The 17,713-nt window shown below is 55.5% G+C and carries 19 protein-coding genes and 1 pseudogene; 9 read left to right on the forward strand and 11 right to left on the reverse strand.

Going from position 1 to position 17,713, the window contains the following annotated elements; genetic code table 11:
* Positions 1–7: 7 nt before the first annotated feature.
* Together I656_RS07205 and I656_RS07200 are read right to left on the reverse strand one after the other, a co-directional pair.
* Positions 8–1,192: a TIGR00375 family protein gene (locus I656_RS07205; RefSeq protein WP_033005754.1), complete on the reverse strand. Its 1,185-nt coding sequence runs from the start codon at positions 1,190–1,192 to the stop codon at positions 8–10.
* Positions 1,189–1,749 (reverse strand): NUDIX domain-containing protein, encoded by a 561-nt coding sequence (locus I656_RS07200; RefSeq protein WP_020755269.1) that lies wholly within the window; start codon positions 1,747–1,749, stop codon positions 1,189–1,191. The genes I656_RS07205 and I656_RS07200 overlap by 4 nt, the downstream gene beginning before the upstream one ends.
* 120 nt (positions 1,750–1,869) lie before the next feature.
* Between I656_RS07200 and I656_RS07195 the strand changes: the two genes are divergently transcribed.
* Positions 1,870–2,790, forward strand: a complete 921-nt coding sequence (locus I656_RS07195) for an aldo/keto reductase (RefSeq protein ID WP_020755271.1) — start codon at positions 1,870–1,872, stop codon at positions 2,788–2,790.
* A gap of 153 nt (positions 2,791–2,943) precedes the next feature.
* Here I656_RS07195 and I656_RS07190 read toward each other — a convergent pair whose 3' ends face one another.
* The 4 genes from I656_RS07190 to I656_RS07175 all read right to left on the reverse strand — a co-directional run bounded on the left by I656_RS07190 (position 2,944) and on the right by I656_RS07175 (position 5,241).
* The gene (locus I656_RS07190; protein WP_020755272.1) at positions 2,944–4,140 is read right to left on the reverse strand and encodes an MFS transporter; all 1,197 of its coding nucleotides are present in this window, start codon (positions 4,138–4,140) and stop codon (positions 2,944–2,946) included.
* Positions 4,141–4,155: 15 nt separating this feature from the next.
* A complete protein-coding gene (locus I656_RS07185) occupies positions 4,156–4,398 on the reverse strand; it encodes a YqkE family protein (RefSeq protein ID WP_015375324.1) in 243 nt (80 codons plus the stop codon).
* Between the two features lie 269 nt (positions 4,399–4,667).
* Entirely contained in the window at positions 4,668–4,907 is a 240-nt protein-coding gene (locus I656_RS07180; RefSeq protein ID WP_015375326.1) for a YqkC family protein, read from the reverse strand.
* Positions 4,897–5,241, reverse strand: coding sequence for an iron-sulfur cluster biosynthesis family protein (locus I656_RS07175; protein WP_015375327.1), 345 nt, complete (start codon positions 5,239–5,241; stop codon positions 4,897–4,899). Before I656_RS07175 ends, I656_RS07180 begins: the two co-directional genes overlap by 11 nt.
* An 84-nt stretch (positions 5,242–5,325) precedes the next feature.
* Here I656_RS07175 and I656_RS07170 point away from each other — a divergent pair, with 84 nt between their 5' ends.
* Both I656_RS07170 and I656_RS07165 read left to right on the forward strand, forming a co-directional pair.
* Complete coding sequence (locus tag I656_RS07170) at positions 5,326–5,544, forward strand: CDGSH iron-sulfur domain-containing protein (protein ID WP_012820666.1); 219 nt, start codon at positions 5,326–5,328, stop codon at positions 5,542–5,544.
* Positions 5,545–5,616: 72 nt separating this feature from the next.
* Complete coding sequence (locus I656_RS07165; protein ID WP_033005755.1) at positions 5,617–5,814, forward strand: YqzH family protein; 198 nt, start codon at positions 5,617–5,619, stop codon at positions 5,812–5,814.
* 146 nt (positions 5,815–5,960) lie between these two features.
* On the opposite strand, the gene I656_RS07160 is transcribed toward I656_RS07165, so the two are convergent.
* Both I656_RS07160 and I656_RS07155 read right to left on the reverse strand, forming a co-directional pair.
* Positions 5,961–6,749, reverse strand: coding sequence for an SDR family oxidoreductase (locus I656_RS07160; protein WP_020755276.1), 789 nt, complete (start codon positions 6,747–6,749; stop codon positions 5,961–5,963).
* Positions 6,740–7,711 (reverse strand): MBL fold metallo-hydrolase, encoded by a 972-nt coding sequence (locus tag I656_RS07155; RefSeq protein ID WP_033005767.1) that lies wholly within the window; start codon positions 7,709–7,711, stop codon positions 6,740–6,742. Before I656_RS07155 ends, I656_RS07160 begins: the two co-directional genes overlap by 10 nt.
* Positions 7,712–8,219: 508 nt before the next feature.
* Here I656_RS07155 and proI point away from each other — a divergent pair.
* Together proI and namA are read left to right on the forward strand one after the other, a co-directional pair.
* On the forward strand, positions 8,220–9,059 hold the full coding sequence (gene proI / locus I656_RS07150) for a pyrroline-5-carboxylate reductase ProI (protein WP_033005768.1): 840 nt from the start codon (positions 8,220–8,222) through the stop codon (positions 9,057–9,059).
* 324 nt (positions 9,060–9,383) lie between these two features.
* Complete coding sequence (gene namA, locus I656_RS07145; protein WP_020755280.1) at positions 9,384–10,406, forward strand: NADPH dehydrogenase NamA; 1,023 nt, start codon at positions 9,384–9,386, stop codon at positions 10,404–10,406.
* On the opposite strand, the gene rnz is transcribed toward namA, so the two are convergent.
* On the reverse strand, positions 10,403–11,326 hold the full coding sequence (gene rnz, locus I656_RS07140) for a ribonuclease Z (RefSeq protein ID WP_020755281.1): 924 nt from the start codon (positions 11,324–11,326) through the stop codon (positions 10,403–10,405). The genes namA and rnz overlap by 4 nt on opposite strands.
* 228 nt (positions 11,327–11,554) lie before the next feature.
* On the opposite strand from rnz, the gene zwf reads away from it, so the two are divergent.
* Complete coding sequence (gene zwf / locus I656_RS07135; RefSeq protein WP_020755282.1) at positions 11,555–13,048, forward strand: glucose-6-phosphate dehydrogenase; 1,494 nt, start codon at positions 11,555–11,557, stop codon at positions 13,046–13,048.
* A 73-nt stretch (positions 13,049–13,121) separates the two neighbouring features.
* A complete protein-coding gene (locus I656_RS07130) occupies positions 13,122–13,739 on the forward strand; it encodes a cyclase family protein (RefSeq protein ID WP_020755283.1) in 618 nt (205 codons plus the stop codon).
* 107 nt (positions 13,740–13,846) lie between these two features.
* Here I656_RS07130 and I656_RS07125 read toward each other — a convergent pair whose 3' ends face one another.
* Positions 13,847–15,214, reverse strand: a complete 1,368-nt coding sequence (locus tag I656_RS07125; protein WP_020755284.1) for a glycoside hydrolase family 1 protein — start codon at positions 15,212–15,214, stop codon at positions 13,847–13,849.
* A gap of 197 nt (positions 15,215–15,411) precedes the next feature.
* A complete protein-coding gene (locus I656_RS19210; protein WP_020755285.1) occupies positions 15,412–15,852 on the reverse strand; it encodes a hypothetical protein in 441 nt (146 codons plus the stop codon).
* Between the two features lie 161 nt (positions 15,853–16,013).
* On the opposite strand from I656_RS19210, the gene I656_RS07120 reads away from it, so the two are divergent.
* Both I656_RS07120 and I656_RS07115 read left to right on the forward strand, forming a co-directional pair.
* Positions 16,014–16,700 carry a response regulator transcription factor gene (locus I656_RS07120; protein ID WP_013144816.1) on the forward strand — a complete coding sequence of 229 codons (687 nt, stop codon included), beginning with the start codon at positions 16,014–16,016 and terminating at the stop codon, positions 16,698–16,700.
* Positions 16,700–17,703 (forward strand): annotated as a pseudogene (locus I656_RS07115) (sensor histidine kinase). The gene I656_RS07120 and the pseudogene I656_RS07115 overlap by 1 nt, the downstream one beginning before the upstream one ends.
* Positions 17,704–17,713: the final 10 nt, after the last annotated feature.

Consider the following 17,713-nt stretch of genomic DNA (forward strand, 5'->3'; position numbering starts at 1 on the left):
CGAGTGGTTACCCCTCCCGCACTTTCCCGTATCTCCCACCGCCCCCGGCCTCGATATGGAGCGCACCGCTGCGGGCAAGGACGATCAGTTGGGCCAACTTTTCTCCCACTGTCTCCGCGATCTCTTCCTCCGCCGCCTCATGAAGAACGCTCATTTCCGTGCCAAAACGGGCGAGCAGCTTTTCATACGCTTTTGGACCAAGGCCGGGGATGAATTCAAGCGGCACTTGATAAATGTACGGCGGCCGTTTCGGCCCGCGTTCCGCCGTTTTCAGCTCCGCAAGCCGGTCAAACACGCCTTTCACGAAGCGATGATGGCCGCATGCCGCACAGCTGTCGACGTCCGGTGCAGCCGGCGCAAGGCAGCGCTCGCACACTGTCTGGTGATATTTTCCGAGTTTGGGATTTAAACCGTAGTTGGCGACAATCGCGCGCCCGTCTTCACCGCGCAGCGCTTTTTCAAATTCGGCAAACGTCGGGGCGGCGAGCCGCACTTCTTCATATTCACGGGCGATTTTCCGCAGCGAATGGGCATCGGAATTCGTCAAGTACGGGTAGCGATGCAATTCGGCGATCTGGTCCGCCATCGCCGTGTCGGCGCTTAACCCAAGTTCAATGGCATCAATCCAATCCGGGTCAAACACTTCTGTCAGGCTGTGCTTGACCCCTTTTCCGTACAAGCTTTTAAACGGGGTGAACGCGTGCGCGGGAATGAACCAGCCGCCCTGCTCTTTCGCGGCAGCTTGCAGTTCACGGCCGGACACGTAAATGCGCTGCGAACTGAGCGACACGTTCTTTACCCGTTTGCCAAGCCAGCCGGAAAACGTGCGCATCGTCTGCACAGTCGGCAAAAAAACGAGCACGTGGATCGGTCCATGGCAATGGTCGTCATATACTTCGATTTCACTGCCTAACAAAAGCGTCACTTTCCCGGCGCTGACGCCGCCCCCCTCATGTTCGCGCCAACCGTGCTTCTCCACTGCCCGCTCGAGCTCGTCCAGCACTTCGGGCACATGGCTGTCAATGACACCGACGAGGTCGATCCCTTTCACCTCAGCCGCCTCATGCAAGATGTTCTCAAGCGTCAACGTGCGCGCCCCCGTAATTTTCACCGGGCGGCCCGAGGCGGTGCGGCCGATGTGAATATGTAAATCAGCGTAATAACGGCCGAGGCCGCGCTCGTTTTTTTTTATTCGGCATTTTGCTCCCCTAGCGCGCGGCGCAGCTGCAAATATTGCAAGGCGTATGCCGTTTTCGCGTCGTAAATGTCACGTTGTTGAAGCATCTCAAGCGCCTCCTCCAATGTCACTTCCAACAGCTCGACAAACTCATCTTCATCCAAACCGGCGCCGTCCTCCGCTTTTTCCAGCCCCTCGGCGACATACAAATGGATGAGTTCATCGGCAAACCCTGGGGATGTATAAAAGGACATGAGATGGCGCATCGATTGGGCGCGGTAGCCGGTTTCTTCTTCGAGCTCGCGATGTGCGGAAGCGAGCGGCTCTTCCCCATGTTCTAGCTTGCCCGCCGGAATCTCGACTAATGCGCGCTCCAACGCTTTTCGGTACTGGCGGACAAGAACGATTTTCCCGTCCGGCAACAGCGGCAGCACCGCCACCGCCCCCGGATGTTTGATCACCTCGCGCCGGCTCGTTTTCCCATTTGGCAACTCGACTTCCTCGATATACAAGTCAATGATGCGGCCGCTGAACAGCTTCTCTCTGCGGATTGTTTTTTCATACAGCTCCATGTTCATTCTCCCCTATCAAATTGGATCGATTCTTTTCCATTGTACTACATGTTTGGCCATTTTTTCGCTTCCGTTGTACAATGAACATATCATTATCGATCGCGAAAGGGGGCGCAAAACATGAACAAACGCCGCATCGGCACATCAGACTTATACGTCAGCGAAATTGGACTCGGCTGCATGTCGCTCGGCACTGATGAAAACCATGCCATCTATCTCATCCATGAAGCATTGGAGCGCGGCATCAACTACTTGGATACAGCCGATTTATACGACCGCGGCTTAAACGAGGAATTTGTCGGCAAAGCGGTGAAAGGAAAACGCGACCAAGTCATCATCGCGACAAAAGTCGGCAACCGTTGGCGCCGAGACGGAAGCGGCTGGGACTGGGATCCGTCAAAAGCCTATATCAAACAAGCGGTCAAAGAGAGCCTGCGCCGCCTGCAAACGGACTACATTGACTTATACCAGCTCCACGGCGGCACGATCGACGACCCGATCGATGAGACGATTGAAGCGTTCGAAGAGCTGAAGCAAGAAGGCGTCATCCGTTGGTACGGCATCTCCTCGATCCGCCCAAACGTCATTCGCGAATATGTGAAGCGCTCGAACATCGTCAGCGTCATGATGCAATACAGCTTGCTTGACCGTCGGCCGGAAGAATGGTTCCCGCTTCTTCGCGAACACAACATCAGCGTGATCGCCCGCGGTCCGGTCGCTAGAGGCTTGCTCACGAGCCGCCCGCTTGAGCAGGCGGGCAGCGCGGTGAAACAACACGGCTACCTCGATTATTCGTATGAAGAACTGCAGGCGCTCATCCCGAAGCTGAAGGAAAAAACGGCCGGACGCCGGTCCTTGACCGCGACCGCGCTGCAATTTTGCTTGTATGACCCGGTCGTTGCCGCCGTCATCCCGGGCGCCAGCCGCCTTGAACAGCTTGAGGAAAACGTCGCCGCTGCGTCAGCCCCGCCGCTTGACCGCACTGAATACGAATGGCTGAAACAAGCGACGAAACGCTCGGTGTACGACGTGCATCGATAAAAACCAAAGGAGCGGAAAGAAAGCGACATGCCTTGCTGAAAAATAGATCGAGCCAAAAAATGCAAACAAATCGAGAGCCCGGCGGCCGTTGACGGCCGCATACGGGCTCTCGTTCGGTACGTGCGGCCGCTCATTTGCGACGAGCGGGCCGCTTTATTTCTTTTCATCTACGTATCGGTCCCTCGCCGCCCCTAAGCCAACGGCCATCATGGCGATGCAGACGGCAACAAGCAGACCAAGCGGCGCATTGAAGCGGCCGGACGCATCATACAGCACCCCGAACAACGGCGGACCGGAAGCCGCCAGCAAGTAGCCGACCGATTGCGCCATGGCGGACAATTGGGCGGCGGCGAGCGGATGGCGCGTCCGCAGCGTAAACAGCATCATCGCCAGCGAAAACGCCATGCCAGCGCCGATGCCGGCAACAAGCGCCCCCGCCCACAGCCACCACCCTTGCCCGCCGAAAAAGACAAGCGTCCCAGCTCCCATGCAAAGCACAGCTGAACCAATCAGCACCTTTTGATTGTCCATCCGCTCCGCGAGCATCGGAGAGACGAACATCATCGGCAGCTGGGCAAACTGAAAGAAAAAGAGCAGCCATCCGGCCGCCCCGGCGGCCAACCCCTTGCTTTGTCCAAGCTCCGGAAGCCAAGTGACGACGCAGTAAAAGAAAAACGATTGCAATCCCATAAACAACGTCACTTGCCAGGCGAGCCATGACCGCCAAAGCGTTGAGCGGCGGCTTCCGGACGGCGCGCCGTCCGGCTCCTGGCGGCGCGCTTGCGGCAGCCAAACGAAAAGCGCCAAAGCCGCCAACAATGCCCAAAAGCGAAGCGCCCCTTGCCAGCCAAGCCCCCAGTCATCCGCAAGCGGAACGGCGATCCCGGAAGCGAACGCCGCGCTCATGTTCATCGTCACTGTATAAATGCCCATCATGAAACCAACCCGTTCGGGAAACGACTCTTTCACCAGCGCCGGCAGCAAGACGTTGTCCACCGCAATGGCTGCACCGATCAGCACCGTGCCGGCAAACAGCCAGCCAACGCCGGAGAGCGGCCGGAGAAGCTCGCCAACGAGCAAAACGATCAACGAAAAAAAGAGCGTCCGCTTCATCCCGAACCGGCGGGCGAGAGCCGCTGCCGCCGGCGCCAGCAAGGCGAACGCCATAAGCGGAATTGTCGTCAACGCCCCGGCGGCCGCGTAGGAAAGGCCAAGCCCCCGCTGCAAATCAGGCACGAGCGGGCCGACCGTCGTAAGCGGCGCGCGCAAATTGACGGCCAACGCGACGACCGCTCCGGCCGTCCAGAATGGAAAAGAAGAGGGGCGCGCCGCTGCCGCATTCGATTTCATCGTCCATCCCCTCCGCTACTTAAATTTCCGCCAGTCTAGCTCGCTTTCCTCAAGCAGCTCGGCAAACGATTTCTGTTCCTCGCGGCGGCGCGCTTCCTCGCGGCGCCGCGCTTCCTCTGCCGCCCGACGCCGCTGTTCTTCCTCGGCAAGCACCCGCTTTTTCTCAAGCAGCTTCGCTTCCACCGCGGCGCCAAGCCGGTCGGCGATCGTCAAAGCCTCCGTCCCTTGCTCTTTTTTTCGCCCGATCTTCTTCATCATGTCCGCCCCCTTGCATAACAATCGTTCATTTGTCAAACGATACAACTACACGACAAAGAAAAGGAGAGATGATGGATGGCGAAAAACCGCGCCCAAAAAGGAAAACCGTCCGCTGATACGGTCAAGCCGGTGATCGCAAAAGAAGAGCTGGAAAAAGCAACCCACCCGACCAAGCGGCAAAACAGTCCTCAATGACATAGAAATGGCATATGCGGATTTTTATAGAAAGGGGCGCCCTGCAGCCCAAACCGGCTTTCAGGGCATCCCCTTTACAACACTTCGGTGATGTGCGGCATATGCTCGCCAAGCCAAGCAATGGCCGACTCAAGCGTCGGAAACTCTTTCGTTTCAAACGTCATTTCGTTTTGCAGCAGCCAGACGTCTTTCGCCTCATGATACGGGCCGGCGACCGACCAATGAAGCAAGCTGTACGGATCGTTTTCATGGGTGAACGACACCCATGTTTTTTGCTTCGCCGTCTTTGCGAGCTGCTCTAACTTACCGTTCATCGCCGGATTTCACCTCAACAAGCGGCATATGACCATTCAACGTTTGCCCTGGGCTTTTGAGCTGAAAAACGGTCGTTCCCGGCTTGACGTCAATCGTCATCGCTTCATCAAAAAAGATGAGCCGCGACCGTTCCACGAGCACCGGCACGAAATTCGTTTCGACGGCCCAATCATCGTCATCGGCCTTGTCGACAAGCCATAGCGCCGGCACGCCGTCGACCAAACAGCCGCAGCCGTCCGTGTCAAACGCCAGCTTTAACTGCCGTTCGGATTGCGCTACAATAGAGGCAAGCGCCCGTTTGGCTGCATCCGTAAACGTGATCGATACACTCATGCCTGACTCCTTTTTCCTTATTGATTTTCCTTTTCATTTTACCTGCCAACACGCGAAACTGTCAAAGCAAAGGAGGAACAAGCGATGGCAAACGTGCAAATCAAAGTGAATGACAACGGTTCGCTGCGCGTCACCGGCGATGTGGAACTGCTCGATGGAGAAGGAAAGCCGTTTGTGACGAAACAAACGTTTTCGCTCTGTCGGTGCGGGCTGTCGAACAATAAACCGTTTTGTGACGGTTCACATAAAGGCCGATTCCAATCGGTCGTCCGCGCCCCGTCGCCGGAATCGAGCGAATCGTAACGAACGGCCGTTTCTTCCCAGCCAACAGGCAAGGACGTCTTTGCACAAGTTTCATAACGGACGGTGAAATCGATGAATGAACGTTGGCTGCAAAAACAAGCGCGCAACTGTCTGCGGCATTACGGCTGCGATGATGACATGATGCCGCTTGACGAAGACGACTGGCGCGAGCTTTGCGCCCGCATTGCCGCCGCCAAAGAGAGGCAGCCAAACGCGGACATCTATGAACTTGTCCATGACGCCGTCTACCGGTTCATCGCCGGTTCTTGACCCGACTTGTGTCAAATGCCCCTAATGAGAAAGAAAAGCGGCGCTGCGATTGTAAAAGGGTGTCCCACAGGCTCGGGACACCCTCTCGTATTCCATAGACGCAAAACGATCAAACAACATGACCGTTTTCGACCAGCTTCTTTGACTTACTTTTGGAAAAACGCCCGTTTCGCCACCTTTTCCACCAAACCCGGCGCAAGGCGATACAGCCGGCTGCCAAGATCCATCCAGCGCGGCATGTTCACTTCGCGCGTTGGCGTCATCATCGCGGCAACAACGCGCTTCGCCACCGCCTCCGGGCGCAGCATCCAACGCGACACGTTGCGCACATACTCTCCCGATTCATCAGCGGCCGAAAAAAAGTTCGTCTCCACCGGCCCCGGATTGACGGCCGTGACAAAAACGCCAAAGCGCCCCGCCTCGAGGCGGAGGCTGTCGGTAAAGCCAACGACCGCGTGTTTCGTCGCGGAATAGACGCTCGACTTCGGCGTCGCGATTTTGCCGGCTTGCGAGGCGATATTGAGAATGTGGCCGCTTCGGCGTTCTTTCATATGCGGATACACCGCCTTCGTGCAGGCGATCAAGCCGAAGACATTGACCGCAAACATCCTCTCCATTTCATCCAAGTCGATGTCCTCGACATAGCGAAAGACGCCAAACCCGGCGTTGTTGACCAACACATCGATCGCGCCAAGGTCCGCAATGAGCTGGGAAACGACCGCCTCGATCATGCCGCGGTCGCTGACATCAAGCGATGCATACGGGGCGCGAATGCCGGTTTGCGCTTCAATGCGCGCGCTGATTGCTTTCAACTTTTCTTCACTGCGCGCCAAGAGCACCGGCACTGCCCCTTGGCGCGCCGCTTCATAGGCGATTTGCTCGCCAATTCCTCCCGACGCTCCGGTAATGACGACATGGCGCCCCTTCAGCCGCACACCGACACCCCCGCCGCTTCGTAAACGTATCGGCCGGCTTCCTGTTTTTTCGTCACATACCCGTTCGCCTCGAGATAATCAAGCTGGCCGATTGTCTCCGACATCGTCAGCATGAGCTGGCGTTCGTAAGCCGTTGGGAACAGCTTTTGACAAACGTCAAACACCGTATGCGGGCGTTCTTTCACCATTTCGAGCACCCGCTCGGCGCGCTGGCGCTGCTTATCGAGCCGCTCGCGAACGAGCGCCGGAATATCGGTCGCATCGTCGCCATGGCCGTTTAACGAGCGAACGATGTCGTATTGCAGCATTTTTTCGAGCGATTCATTATACTGCAGCAGCGGTTTCGGCCGCTCCGTCTCCCCTTCCGCCGGCGGCTCCATCATTGGATTCGGGGAAATATGAACAAGCAAATGATCACCGCCGATCAGCAATCCGTCCGCCTCGCGGTAGAGGGCGATATGGCTTTGCGCATGCCCCGGCGTTTCGATGACCTGCCACCCGGGCATCCCCGGCACCGCGTCCCCTTCCGTCACCATGATGTCAAGCCCGCGCCGGCTTGCGTAGCGAAGCGATCCGCCTTCTTTGGACAGCTGACTGAACAAACGGCGGTCGACGCCGCATTCCGTAAAAAATTCCTGAAAAAATTGGACGTACCGCTCCATAAACGAACGTTCGCGGCGCAAAAACGGATCGGCTTTCGGATGGCCGATGATCGGCGCATGCGGAACATAATCAAGCAAGCCGACATGATCCGGATGATGGTGAGTAATGACGATTTGTTCAATATCCTCTGGCGCATAACCGACCTCGCCAAGCTGCTTCACAAACAGCTGCCATGCTTCCTCTGTTTTCACTCCGGCATCGACCAGCGTCAACCGATCGCCGGCGATCACGTACATATGCACATCGCCGACCGGAAACGGCGTCGGCACCGTGATCCGATACACTCGTTCCTCGTTCATTGCGTTCCCTTCTTTCCTCAAGTTCATGAACCATCCCGTTCGAACCGTTTCATCAGTCAAAATGAATAGTTATTCATTATATTTTATTTTACAGTTTACATCGATTTCATCCATTTGTCATGCCTTTTTCTTCCGCACGACGAAATTGCAAAAAAATTCGTTCTCCTCTCTTGACAACCGTGCTCGTCCCGCGGCATAATGACAAATAAATTATGATACGGCAAAACAGGCGATGAACAGGGCCAGTAAACCGCAAACGGCACCAGAGAGCGAAGCCCGCGGCTGGAAGGCTTTGCGGCCCTCTTTGCGGTTGAACCTACCCTAGGAGCTGTTAGGCCAACCTAAACGCCTCCCCGGCGTTATCGGGGCAGAGTTGGGCCTGTTTGGCGCTTGGGCCAAATCGGGCCAAAAAAGGTGGTACCGCGGAAACGAAGGTTTTCCGTCCTTTTGCAGGACGGGAAACCTTTTTCTTTTGGATGGATACACCAAGGCAAGGAGGAGTGGAATGATGAACAACGAACGAACGATCGCGCTCATCGGCGCCGGCTCGATGGCGGAAGCGCTCATCGCCGGCATGACGAAAGCGTTTTGCCATCCGGCGCACATTGTCGTCGCCAACCGACGAAACCGCCCCCGTCTTGAGGAACTGGCGCGTCAATACGGTGTTGGCACGGCGGATTGCGCGCAAGAAGCCGTCAAACAAGCGGATATCATCATTTTGGCGATGAAGCCGAAAGACGTCGCCGAAGCCATGAACGCCATCGCACCATCCATCCGGTCCGATCATCTTATTCTTTCGCTGTTGGCCGGCGTGACAACGGAAACGATCGAACGGCTCGCTGGACGCAACATCCCTGTCGTGCGCGCCATGCCAAACACATCCGCCGCCGTCGGCTTATCAGCGACCGCCATCGCCGGCGGCCGCTTCGCCGCGAAAGAACATCTTGAGATCGCCAAACAGCTGTTTGAAACGGTCGGCATCGTCGCTGTTGTGCCGGAGCGCGACTTGCATGCGGTCACCGGCCTGTCCGGGAGCGGTCCGGCGTATGTGTATTACTTGGTCGAAGCGATGGAAAAAGCGGCGGCCGACATCGGCCTTGAGCGAGATGTCGCCAAACGGCTCATTTTGCAAACGATCATCGGCGCAGCCGAGATGCTAAAAGCGTCCGACAAGCACCCATCCGTCCTGCGCCGTGAAGTCACGAGCCCAGGCGGCACGACCGAAGCCGGCATTGGCGTGCTTGAGCAATACCGGTTCCAAGAAGCGGTCATCGCCTGCATCCGAAGGGCGACGGCCCGCTCCGAAGAGCTCGGCAGCGCGCTTCTCGCTGCCATCGCCGAAGCGTAAAGAGCGGACCTCCGGAGCGCGCCGCCCCTGCACGGCGGAAGGGCGGGGAAGTTTCGGCAAAACCGGGCGCAATGAACAAGGAAACAAACGAACCTTTTCATCCGGTTATGGAAGATTTTTTTGGTTTCGCATAACGGAAACTCGAATTTCGCACATGACACAACCGCATAAGCCCATCTTTACCCAAAACAGACCATGTTAACAGGGCCGCAGCTTTTCCACCGTCCGGCTCAGGCAAAACAGTCCGTTTCACTTTGTTTTTGACAGGCAGCGTGCTATCATCAGTCATGAACCACTCATTGGCTTAGAAAGGAGCCGCTTGTCATGAACACGGTATTGTTTTCGCCGTATACGATCCGCGGGCTGACGCTGAAAAACCGAATTGTCATGTCGCCGATGTGCATGTATTCGTGCGACACGAAAGACGGCGCCGTACGCACGTGGCACAAAATCCACTACTCGGCTCGCGCCGTCGGCCAAGTCGGCTTGATTATCGTCGAGGCGACCGGCGTGACGCCGCAAGGTCGCATTTCTGAACGCGACTTAGGCATTTGGAGCGATGACCATATCGCCGGGCTTCGCGAACTCGTTGGGCTTGTGAAAGAGCATGGAGCCGCCATCGGCATCCAGCTTGCCCATGCGGGGAGAAAATCGCAAGTGCCGGGAGAGATCATCGCTCCGTCAGCCGTCCCGTTTGATGATTCGTCGCCGACGCCAAAAGAAATGACGAAAGCCGACATCGAAGAAACGGTGCAGGCGTTCCAAAACGGGGCGCGGAGGGCAAAAGAAGCCGGCTTTGACGTGATTGAAATCCATGCCGCCCACGGCTACCTGATTAACGAATTTTTATCGCCGCTCTCCAACCGGCGCCAAGACGAGTACGGCGGCTCTCCGGAAAACCGTTACCGTTTCTTGGGCGACGTGATTGACGCTGTCCGCGAGGTATGGGACGGGCCGCTGTTTGTGCGCATCTCAGCGTCCGACTATCACCCGGAAGGACTGACAGCGAAAGACTATGTTCCATACGCCAAACGGATGAAAGAGCAAGGCGTCGACCTTGTTGACGTCAGTTCCGGCGCTGTTGTTCCGGCGCGCATTGACGTCTATCCGGGCTATCAAGTGCCGTTTGCCGAACTGATCCGCCGCGAAGCGGACGTGCCGACCGGCGCCGTCGGGCTCATTACATCCGGCTGGCAGGCGGAAGAAATTGTGCATAACGGCCGCGCCGATCTCGTCTTTTTGGGGCGCGAGCTGCTGCGCAACCCATACTGGCCATACGCCGCAGCGCAGGAGCTCGGCGTCAAAATCGACGCACCCGTCCAATATGAGCGCGGCTGGCGGTTTTAACCGCGCGGGATCGAAAACGAGGCGAAATCAGCGGCAAGATCGGTGTTCGGAAACACCTTCCGCGCCTCGGCGACGAGCTGCAGCGCCGCCTCGCCTTGATAGCGAGAGCTGATATGGGTCAAAATAAGCCGCTTCGCTCCGGCCCGCCTCGCCACCTCGGCTGCATCTGTGGTCGTGGAATGGAAATAGTCATGGGCCAGCCGCTGTTCCGCCGCGGCAAACGTCGCCTCGTGGACGACGACATCGGCATCGCGGGCGAGTTCAATCGCCGCTTCGCAAAAACGGGTGTCGCCGAGCACCGCGACGATCCGCCCTTTTTGCGGCGGGCCGACAAACTCACGCCCGTCGATGACCGTGCCGTCATCGAGCATGACTGTTTTCCCTTGCTTGATTTGTTGATAAATCGGGCCAGGGCGGACGCCGAGTGCTTGCAATCGATCGACCAAGAGCGGGCCGGGCAAATCTTTTTCCACGACGCGGAAACCGTATGACGGCATGCCGTGATCGAGCCGTTTGGCGATGACTTGAAACCGTTCATCATCAAAAATGACTCCTTCTTCGATCTCGGCGATGTTCAATTCATACCGCAGCCGCGTCCCGCTGACGGACAGCGCCGTCTCCACAAACGCGCGAATGCCTTTCGGGCCGAAGACCGTAAGCGGCGTTTCGCCGCTTTGAAACGAACGGCTGCCAAGCAGCCCAGGCAGGCCGAATAGATGATCGCCATGCAAATGGGTGATGAAAATATGCTCAATGCGGCGCGGGCGAATGGCGGTATGCAAAATTTGATGCTGCGTCGCTTCGCCGCAGTCAAACAGCCATGTCGCCCCGCGTTCGCCAAGCAGCTGCAGGGCGACGGACGATACGTTGCGCTCTTTGGCCGGCACGCCGGCACCCGTACCTAAAAACAACAGTTCCAACGCGCTTCACTCCTTTTTCTCGCTCAATATGGCCTGTTGTTAGCGTACCAATGTCAAAACCGCTTTTCAACTTTCTTTTGCGCTCGAAAACGCCGGGTTGGCGCCCGGCTCTTTCATGAACATAAACGCTTTCCCGCCGGAATGCAACAAAGTGTTTGCGTTCCGACCGGCAAACCTCTACAATGGTTTCATTGAAGAGAAAAATTTGGCTAAAGCGAGGTACATACGGTGGACAACATGAACCCGAAATCGATCATCGTCATTTTCGGAGCGACGGGAGATTTGGCGAAACGGAAACTGTTTCCGTCCCTTTACCGCCTGTATGAAAAAGGGCACCTAAACGACCAGTTCGCCGTCGTCGGCGTCGCGCGCCGTCCGCTGTCGGCCGATGAGTTCCGGAACTATGTGCGCGACTCGGTCGAAACGGCGTTTCAGCAGAAGCTCACCGACGGCCGATTCACCTCCCATTTCTACTATCATCCGTTCGACGTGACGGAAGCCGAGTCGTACCAGCGCTTAAAGTCGCTCCTCGAACAGCTCGACGGCACATACAAGACCGAAGGCAACCGCATCTTTTATTTGGCGATGGCGCCGGAATTTTTCGGCACCGTCACGTCCCGCTTGCAGTCAGAAGGATTGACGGAAACGCGCGGCTTTAAGCGGCTCGTCATCGAAAAGCCGTTCGGGCATGACTTGGCGAGCGCCGAGAAGCTGAATGACGAAATTCGCCGCGTCTTTTCCGAGCGGGAAATTTACCGGATCGACCATTACCTCGGCAAAGAAATGGTGCAAAACATCGAGGTCATCCGCTTTTCAAACGCCATTTTCGAGCCGCTTTGGAACAACCGGTTCATCGCCAACATTCAAATCACATCGAGCGAAACGCTCGGCGTCGAAGACCGCGGCCGCTACTACGACCATTCCGGGGCGTTGCGCGACATGGTGCAAAACCATATGCTGCAAATGGTCGCTCTGTTGGCGATGGAACCGCCGATCAAATTAACGACCGATGACATCCGCCATGAAAAAGTGAAAGTGTTGCGCGCCTTGCGCCCGATTGCGCACGATGAAGTCGACCGCTATTTCGTGCGCGGCCAATACGGGCGCGGGGTGATCCACGGCAAAAACGTGCCGGCGTATCGCGAGGAGCCGAACGTCGATCCGGACTCGAACACGGAAACGTTCGTCGCTGGAAAACTTTTGATCGACAACTTCCGTTGGGCTGGCGTGCCGTTTTACATTCGCACCGGCAAACGGATGGCGGAAAAATCGACGAAAATCGTCGTCCAATTTAAAGATGTACCGATGAACTTGTATTACCGGACGAATGAGACGATCGCCCCGAACTTGCTCGTCATCCACATCCAGCCGGACGAAGGGATCACCCTTCATTTAAACGGCAAAAAAACCGGGGAATCGACGACCATAACAGCTCCATTTCAACTCGACTATTGCAACAACTGCATCGACGGGATCAACACGCCGGAAGCATACGAAAAGCTGCTGTACGACTGCATGCGCGGCGATGCGACAAACTTCACCCATTGGGACGAGGTGGCAGCGTCATGGCAATTTGTCGACCCGATTTCTGAGGTGTGGGCGAACACAAAAGCTTCCGACTTTCCGAACTACGCGGCTGGCTCCATGGGCCCGGCGGCCGCGGACGAGCTGCTCAAACAAGACGGCTTCCACTGGTGGCCGATCGCGCATCCGCGGCCATAACCGCGAATCGTTTGCGCCCGCCGCCCTTTTGGACAAGCGAGCGTTATCTCTCATGCAAAGGAGCGAATGAACGATGAAGGTGTATGACGTCACGGCCCCGATTTACGAGGGCATGCCCGTATATAAAAACAAACCGGAAAAACAGCCGAAACGCACAACGATCACCAACGGCTATGTGACCGAATCGCGCATTGACATGGACGTGCACACCGGCACGCACATTGACGCCCCCCTCCATATGGTCGAAGGCGGGGCGACGTTTGAAACGATTCCATTGAACGACCTCGTCGGCCCGTGCAAGCTGTTCGATTTGACGCATGTCAACAACCGGATCATGAAAGACGACATCGCGCATCTTGACATTCAAGAAGGCGACTTCGTTCTGTTTAAAACGAAAAACTCCTTTGATGATGCATTTAACTTTGAGTTTATTTTCGTCGCCGAAGACGCGGCTCGGTATCTAGCCGACAAACGGATCCGCGGCGTCGGCATCGACGCCCTTGGCATCGAACGGGCGCAAGAAGGCCACCCGACTCATAAAACGCTGTTTTCGGCCGGCGTCATCGTCATCGAAGGGCTGCGGCTGAAAGACGTCCCCGAAGGCCGCTATTTCATGGTCGCCGCTCCGCTCAAACTCGTCGGCACCGACGCCGCCCCGGCGCGCGTCTTGCTGTTTGACCGCGAGCCGTAAAAACAGCCGGTCCCCCGATGGGACCGGCTGTTTGATCATTTCAAATTGAATATTCGCCATGGCCGCCCTAAAGACTGGTAAAATGGCGGGGGCTTCCTCGCCTCTGTTTACAGCTCTTCCCCGTTCGTGCGAATGACGCGTTGGAACCAGTAGAAGCTTTTTTTCTTATAGCGCTTCAAATCGCGCAAGTTCTCATCGTCACGGTTGACGAAAATGACGCCGTAGCGCTTGCGCATCTCCCCTTGCGAACTTAACAGATCCGTCGCCCCCCACATCAAATAGCCGATCACCTCGACGCCTTCTTCCATCGCCATCTTCATTTGTTCGATATGACGGCGCAAATAGTCGATCCGCTCATCATCTTCGACCGTGCCGTTCTCATTCAGCTCCTCTTCCAATCCGATCCCGTTTTCGGTGATGAAAATCGGCATCTGATAGCGGGCGTACACGTCTTTTAAGGCAATCCGCAACCCGATCGGATCGATCGCCCAGCCCCATTTCGTCTTTGGCAAATAGGGATTCGGTTCAAGCCCTTTGATGATCCGCTCATCCTGTTCTTGGTGACGGACGATTTGGCTTTGATAGTAGCTGAACGACAAAAAGTCGACCGTCTGCGAACGGAGCAACTCCTCATCCCCCGCTTCGAGCGGCAGGCAGATTCCTTTTTTCTCAAGCCGGTTGGTCACATAACGCGGATAGGCGCCGCGGGCGAACACATCAAAGAAGAAATCAATGAACAGCTCTTTCGCCTGCACGTTCGCCAAAGCGTCTTCCGGCCGGCATGTCGCCGGATACGTCGTCAAATACGTCACCATCCCGCCGATCTTCGCCTCGGGAGCGATTTCGCGCAGCGCCTTCACGGCTTTCGCGTGGGCGATGAACACATGATGACAGACGCGGTAGGCAAACGCTTCCGGGTCTTCGTCTTCCGGGCAGATCGCCCCCCATAAATGCGGTTGTTCGAGCACTAAATTTTGTTCGTTGAACGTCAGCCAATAGTTCACTTTCCCGCGGTAACGCGCAAATACGGTGCGCGCGTACCGCTCAAACAAGTCGACGACTTTCCTTGATGCGAAGCCGTTGTATTTTCTCGCCAAAGCCAGCGGCAAGTCGAAATGGTACAGCGTAATGACCGGCTCGATGCCGTTCGCTCTCAATTCATCAAACACGGCGTCATAAAACGCCAAGCCCGCTTCATTCGGCTCCCCTTCCCCGTCCGGAAAAATGCGCGTCCAAGCGATGCTCGTCCGGTAGGCGGTAAAGCCGAGCTCCTTGAACAAAGCGATGTCTTCTTTGTAGCGATGGTAAAAATCGACCGCCACTTTCCAGTCGGAATGCCCTTTTGGAATCGGGCGCGCATCCACGATCGACAGCCCTTTGCCGCCTTCGTTCCACGCCCCTTCCGTCTGAAACGACGTCACCGCCCCGCCCCATAAAAAGTTGTCGGGGATGATCGATTTACGCTGTTGTGACATGGAAAGACCCTCCTATCTGTGAACAGACGTGTTTCAGTGATTGAACGCCTTGGAAAATTCACCCTTGGGCATCATCCTCATTATGACATATTTGCTTCTTTATAAAACTAGACGGGCGGAGGTACGAGCCCGTCTAGACGTTGTGAAAACTGTTTCATGCGCTTTGGAGAGCACCAACGCTCCCAGCAATGGCAATTTTATTGAGACAGTTTTTGCTTAATCAAATAATGGTTCGTAGCCACTTTTCGATACGTGAAGATCATTCCATCATCTCCAGCCGTTGCGAGCAACGCTTCAGATGACAAATCGGCGATTTTCGTTCCTGTTGCCCGGTTATAAATGGCACGGCTGGTGATGATATATTGACGGCTCGCCGCCCGCAGCGGCTCCGGAAATTCAGCGGCCACCAATGCGCCGGGCTGGGCTGGATTGATGCGCGCCTTTCCGTAAAAAATCTCCCCGCCATTCCAATCCCCCGTCAAACAATGATTTCTAATTCCTTCCTTATACATTCCTTGCGCATAGCATAGCTCAAACAATCGAGCACCGACATTTGACCATTCCTTATCCATCCTCAATATCCATGATAGCCCACCGTCGATCATCACTTCAAGCTCTTTTTGCCATACGCACCCCATTCGGCTGCATACACCAACCGCCGCCGATCACGAACAGCGGCCATCGCTTTGCTGTCTAATACATTTTTATGCTTTCCATTTTGAACCTCCTTTCCCCCGAACGGTCAAACAAATATAATGAAAACGGAACTCCCAATAGAAACAAGTGGGGTGAGGCAAAGTTGAACATTTTGCTCATTGAAGATGATGTGACGTTGTTTCAAGAAATCAAAGCACGTTTGGAACAATGGTCGTACGACGTTTGCGGCATCCGCGATTTCGGTCGTGTGATGGAAGAGTTTTCTGCTTGCAAGCCGCACTTGGTGATCATCGACATCCAGCTGCCGAAATTTGACGGGTTCCACTGGTGCCGCCAGATTCGTGCTCATTCGAACGTCCCGATTTTGTTTTTATCATCGCGCGACCACCCGACTGATATGGTCATGTCGATGCAGCTTGGGGCTGATGATTACATCCAAAAGCCGTTTCATTTCGATGTGCTGATCGCCAAAATCCAAGCGCTGCTCCGCCGCGTGTACAACTACAATGCCGGACCCGTTCAGCTGCAAACATGGTGCGGGGCAACGGTCGACTATGAAAAAAGCACAGTCTCAAATGAACACGGAACAGTGGAGCTGACGAAAAACGAGCTGTTGATTTTGAAACATTTATTGGCCAAGAAAAACCAGATCGTTGCTCGGACGGAGCTGATCAAACGGCTATGGGAAGACGAACGGTTTGTCAGCGACAACACGCTGACCGTCAACGTCAACCGCCTGCGGAAAAAACTCGACGAACTCGGTTTGGGCCGCTTCATTGAAACGAAAGTTGGGCAAGGCTATATGGCTACGGAAGAAGGGAGCCACTGATGATCAAAGACTATTTGTGGGAACGAAAAAGCTGGATGGCCCTCTTTCTCTTTCTGGAGCTGTTCATCCTGTTTGTCGCTTATCTGGATCCGACGATTCCGCTCTCCTCCATCCTTTACATCGTCTTTTTAACGACTATCATCTTTGTTGTCTTTGTCATCATCCGTTGGAAAAAAGAAACGGCATTTTATCAACGTTTGCAAGAGTGGGAGCGCGGCCTCGATCCTGTCTCTGCCCTGCGGGCGGCAAGCCACTGGAGAAGATCGTCGAACGCGTCCTCGCCAGCCAAACGGACCAATGGAAACAGGAGCTGAAAGAACACCTCGCCACGTTGGAACAAGAGAAAGATGAACTGTTGTCATGGATTCACGAAATGAAAACGCCGCTGACGGCCATGCGGCTCATCATCGAACGGGTCGGGGACGAAAACACGAAAGCGCAACTCTTGTACGAGTGGCTGCGCATTCATCTGCTTCTTGATCAGCAACTTCATCAACGACGGCTTCCACACATGGAAAACGACTTATATATCGAACAAGTCGAGCTTGAGCCGCTTCTCATCAATGAGATTAAACCGCTGCAATCGTGGTGTATGCAAAAAGGCATCGGCTTTGACCTTCAATTGGACGTCCGCTCCGTCCTAAGCGATGCCAAATGGCTTTCTTTTATCATCCGGCAAATCATCACGAATGCGGTGAAATACAGCGAGTCATCTGACATTGTCGTGAAAAGCTTTATGAAAAACGGCCATGCCCGCTTGCAAATTCAAGATTTCGGCTTGGGCATTGATCCAAAGGACTTGCCGCGCATTTTCGAGAAAGGATTCACCTCCACCACCGAACACCAAAATGAAGCGGCGACGGGGATGGGGCTGTATTTGGCGAAAAAAGCCGCCAAACCGCTTCTTCTTGACTTTCATGTCGAATCCACGCCCGGACGCGGAACGACATTTACGATCATATTTCCGCAAGAAAATGACATCATCCGCACGCACCGCATGTGACGATTTTGTC

It is taken from the genome of Geobacillus sp. WSUCF1, assembly GCF_000422025.1.
GTDB classification, from domain to species: Bacteria; Bacillota; Bacilli; order Bacillales; family Anoxybacillaceae; genus Geobacillus; species Geobacillus zalihae.